This is a genomic window from Paraconexibacter sp., assembly GCF_041602235.1.
Lineage (GTDB): Bacteria > Actinomycetota > Thermoleophilia > Solirubrobacterales > Solirubrobacteraceae > Paraconexibacter.
The window spans coordinates 1-4664 of the sequence record NZ_JBFIGP010000292.1 but is presented as its reverse complement, the minus strand read 5'-3'; the positions used below and the strand labels follow the sequence as shown (position 1 = coordinate 4664).

The 4664-nt window shown below is 72.9% G+C and carries 3 protein-coding genes; 2 read left to right on the top strand and 1 reads right to left on the bottom strand.

Translation table 11 applies throughout. The features are described from left to right. Nucleotides 1-57: 57 nt before the first annotated feature. A complete protein-coding gene (locus ABYE80_RS17335) occupies nucleotides 58-945 on the bottom strand; it encodes a hypothetical protein (protein ID WP_372791560.1) in 888 nt (295 codons plus the stop codon). Between the two features lie 63 nt (nucleotides 946-1008). On the opposite strand from ABYE80_RS17335, the gene ABYE80_RS17330 reads away from it, so the two are divergent. Then, nucleotides 1009-2712, top strand: coding sequence for a glycerol-3-phosphate dehydrogenase/oxidase (locus ABYE80_RS17330; RefSeq protein WP_372791559.1), 1704 nt, complete (start codon nucleotides 1009-1011; stop codon nucleotides 2710-2712). 131 nt (nucleotides 2713-2843) lie between these two features. Beyond that, nucleotides 2844-4664: hypothetical protein (locus tag ABYE80_RS17325; protein WP_372791558.1), on the top strand; the 1821-nt coding region annotated here is incomplete at its 3' end.

Here is a 4664-nt window from a genome sequence, read left to right as displayed (position 1 = left end):
GGCTCGCCCACCAGGGGGAGCACTGGGAGGTCTGGCGCCGACCCGGCTGACGCGCGCTCAGCGCTTCACGGTCTGCTTGAGGCGCTTGGCGACCTGGTTGCGCGCGGCGTCGGCGGCCAGGAGCCCGACCGAGATCCGCGCATTGCGGCTGTTGCCCAGGTTGCGCTGCGCGGTGCGGGAGAGCTGCACCGTGACCTTCAGCCGACCGGCCTTCCGGAACCCCAGCGTGGCGGCGGGGATGTGGATCACCTTGCGCGAGTGCTTCGTGGCGCTCGAGGTCGCCTTCCTGCGCTTCGAGGAGGTCGTCCGCTTGACGGCCGGTCCGGGGCGGATCGCGCTGGTGAGCGCCACGATGCCGGGCTCGTCCGTGGTGACGAGGAGCTTGAGCTTGCCGAGCGCCTTGACGCCGCGCAGGCTGGAGAGCACCTTGAACCGCACGGCCGGGGCCCGGTCGTCGAGGACGATCGACCCGTCGGGAGCGACCGCCTGGCCACTGCCCGGCCCGCCGAACGCCGGGATGCCGAGCGTCTGCAGGAGCGTGTTCAGCGCGTCGGTCGGCAGGCCGCCGGTCGGGGTTCCCCCGGTCGGAGCACCGGTGCTCCCGCCGCCGGTCCCGGGAACGGGCACCGTGCCGAGCCCGGAGCCGGCGAGGATGCCGCCGAGCGTCTGGTCGACCGTCGTGGTGACCGTCGTGGTCGTCCCGGTGATGATCCCGCCGACAGCGCCCGTGGTCCCGGTGACCAGGGTCCCGGTCCCCGGCAGGATCGCGTCCGCGGTGCCACCGGCCGTCGTGCCGATCGACGTGACGACCTGCCCCACGTCGGGCAGCGGCAGCCCGAGCGCACGCGCCTGCGACGGTGCGGCGGCCGCCGAGGATGCGGGGAACCCGACGGCGGCGCACGCGAGGGCGCCGAGGCCGAGGGCACGGACCGAGATGTACCTCATGTTGCACCTATCGGCAGACCGCGCGGCGACTTGACGATCGCAGGCGGTTTATAGACTCGCCGGGTGATCTCCCGAGAGGATGCGATCGCCGCGCTGGCGGCGGACAGCTTCGACGTCGTGGTGGTCGGCGGCGGCATCACCGGGGCCGGGGTCGCGCTCGACGCGGCCACGCGCGGGTACAGCGTCGCGCTCGTCGAGCGGGCGGACTTCGCCTCCGGTACCTCCAGCCGCAGCTCCAAGCTCGTCCACGGGGGCCTGCGGTACCTCCAGAACTTCGACCTGGGCCTCGTCCGCGAGGCCCTGCTCGAGCGCCAGATCATGGTCCGGCTCGCGCCGCATCTCGTGAAGCCGCTCCCGCTCGTCGTCGCGGCCTTCAACGACGAGCGCCTCGACATGAAGGTCGGCGCCGGGCTGAACCTGTACGACGTGATGTCGCTCGACAAGGTCCGCCTTCGCCGCGGCCGCCGCGGCCGGGGAGAGGCGGTCGAGGATCTCGACGGGGACGGGCTCGCCGACTGGGCACCGGATCGCCACCGGGTGATCAGCGGCGAGGAGGTGGTCGAGCGCCTTCCCGCGCTGGCGGACCGCGAACCGACGTCCGGCTACCTGTTCTACGACTGCCAGACCGACGACAGCCGCCTGGTGATGACCGTCCTCGCCGAGGCCGAGCGCTTCGGCGCGGTGTGCTGCAACGGACTCGAGGTGACCGAGCTGCTCGACGAGGACGGGCGGACCGCCGGGGTGCACGTGCGCGACGTGGCCACGGGCGACACCTTCCCGGTCCGCGCGGAGAACGTCGTGAACGCGACCGGTGTATGGGCCGACCGGCTGCGTCCCGACGAGCTGCACGACGAGGCGGAGGTGCCGCGGATCCGGCCGTCGCGCGGAACCCACATCACGCTGTCGGCCCGCGACGTGCCGCTCGTCAGCGGCGCGATCGTACCCGCGGGGGGCGGCCGGACGATCTTCGCGCTCCCGTGGCTGGGCAGCACCCTGATCGGGACGACCGACAACGACTTCGACCCCGAGGACGAGCACGGCCTGGACCACGTCCAGCCGGCGCCCGAGGACCTCGAGTACCTCCTGGAGGCCACCAACGGGTTCTTCGGCACCAGCCTCGGCACGGCCGACATCACCGGGGCCTTCGCGGGCGTGCGGCCCCTGATCTCCACGGGCGATCCGGGCAAGTCCGTCGACATCTCGCGCAAGGCCGAGCTCTACGAGACCTCCAGCGGGATGATCACGATCACCGGGGGGAAGCTCACCACCTGGCGGCGCATGGCCAAGATGGCGGTCGATCGTCTCGTCGAGCGCGACGCGCGCGACGCGCCGTGCCGCACCCACGAGATCCCGCTCGGCTTCGCGGTGGCCGCCGACGAGCTGCCGCGGGTCGAGGGCGTGCCGGAGGAGGCCTACGAGCAGCTCGCCGGACGCTACGGCCATGCCGCCCACGACGTGCTGCGGATCGCCGCCGAGCGCGGGGAGCTCGCCCAGCCGGTCGTGGCCGACGGTCCGGTCGATCTCCTGGCCGAGGTCGTGCACGCGGCCCGGCGCGAGCAGGCCCGCAACGTCGGCGACGTGCTCCTGCGCCGGACTCGCCTGGGCCTCACGGCCGCCCGTCAGGTCGCCGAGCCCTCTGGCGTCACCGCCGAGCGCGTCGCCAGGGCGATGGCGCCCGAGCTGGGCTGGGACGATGCCCGCATCGCCGAGGAGGTTGCCGCCTTCCTGGCCGAGGCCGCGTCCGAAGGCATCGTGGCGTCGACGTGACGGTCGACGGAAACCGTCGCCGACAGCCGTAACTCCGGGGTCCTTCGTCGGTTGCAACCTCGGAACCGCAGCGCCCCGACCGCCCGGCGTGATGGGCTACGGCCCGGCGCACCCCGCACACGGATCCGCACATGGAGAACCACCAGCACATGTCCCGCCGAGTCGTTCCAGTCCTGATCGCGTCGCTCACGGCGGTGCTCACCCTGCCCGCGGTCGCCTCCGCCGCCTACTTCCCGGGGGAGCCGATCGACGGCCCGACGGCGGACATCGTGCGGCTCGGGGACGTGGACATCGCGCGTGACGGGACCGGCGCGGTCGCCTACGTCAAGCGCGACGGTGGGGTCGATCACGTCTTCGTCTCGCGGATCGCGCGTGGCGTCTGGAGCCCACCGGAGCGCGTCGACGCGTCACTTCCCTCCGCGTCCGCCCAGCCGGTGGTCGCGGCAGCGGATGGCGGCAAGGCCGCGGTGGCGTTCGTGAGCGGGGGGTCGCTGTTCGTGGTCACCCGGCTCGACGGCGCCCCGACGTTCACGGCGCCGACCCTGGTGGCCGCGGGTGCCTCGAACCCCGCCATCGACATGTCCATCAACGGCGCGTCCTACCTGTCCTTCACCGCCCCGGGAGCGTCGGCGGCGGACGTCCGCGTCGCCCACCTGGAGCGCCGCGGCACGCAGTTCAACGTGCTGCCGGACACGCTGGACATCACGCCGGCCCGCGATGCGGGGGACGGCACCAAGCGCTCGCAGGTCGCCATCTCCGCCGACGGCACCGGGCTGGTCGTGTGGGGCGAGACCGGCGACGACGGCCGCACCCACGTCTACGCACGTCGCGTCTTCAGGGAGCGCATCTCCGTCGCACCGCAGGATCTGACGCTGTCCGAGCTCGAGGGGCGGGCCGGTCGCGACGCGGACCTGCCGTCGCTCGACATCGAGGACGACTCGAGCTACGCGTGGGTGGCGTTCCGCCAGGCGTTCCTGGACGGGGTGGCGTTGAGGACCCGTGTGATCACCCGTCGCCTGCGCGGATCGCAGTTCGAGGAGCCCTTCACGGCGGACGGGGTCGCCTTCGGCACCGGCGAGGCAGCGACGACGCCCCGCGTCGCGCTGAACGGTCGCGGCGAGGGCATCATCGCCGCCGCCTCGGTCGGGGCTGCCGGGGCGATCGGCACCCCGGTGCACGACGACAAGATCTTCCCGGCGTACCGATTCGACACCGGCAACGCGGTCGCACCGCAGCCGTTCCCGGCGTTCCCCGAGACCGGTGACGGCTACCTCGCGTGGCTGCAGGGGGTTCCCGGCGCCGCACAGGTCCGTGTCCGCGGGTGGGACATCGACGTGACCAAGCGTGACGTCGGGCCGCCGGCGGCGGAGATCCCGCTGTCGGACCCCGGCCTGGGTGCGGTCGATCCGACGGCGGGCTTCGACGGCGCGTCCAACCGGGCCGGCGACCTCGTGGTCCTCTACGTCCAGGGCACCGGCGAGAACCGGCGGCTGATGTCGGCCACGTTCGACCGCGTCCCCGGGCGGTTCCGCGTGTACACGACCTCGAAGTACCGCCGCTATCTGCGTCCGCCGCTGTCCTGGCAGCCGTCGTTCGAGCTGTGGGGACCGCTCACCTACTCGGTGCAGATCGACGGCGTCGACGTCGGCACCACGCAGGACACGAAGCTCAAGCCCCTGGTGAAGCTGACCGACGGCGCGCACAAGGTCCGGGTCGTGGCGACCGACCGCCGCGGGCAGACCGCGACGACCAAGACGTCGACCATCCGGGTCGACGGCACCGCGCCGGAGCTCGCGGTCAGGATCTCCGGGACCCGGAAGGCGGGCAAGACCCTGAAGTTCAGGCTCACCGCCGACGACGTCCGCAACGGCACCGGTCGCTCCGGCCTGAAGTACGTGCGCGTCGACTTCGGTGATCGCACGCCCAGGATCACCCTCAAGGGGCGCTCGGCG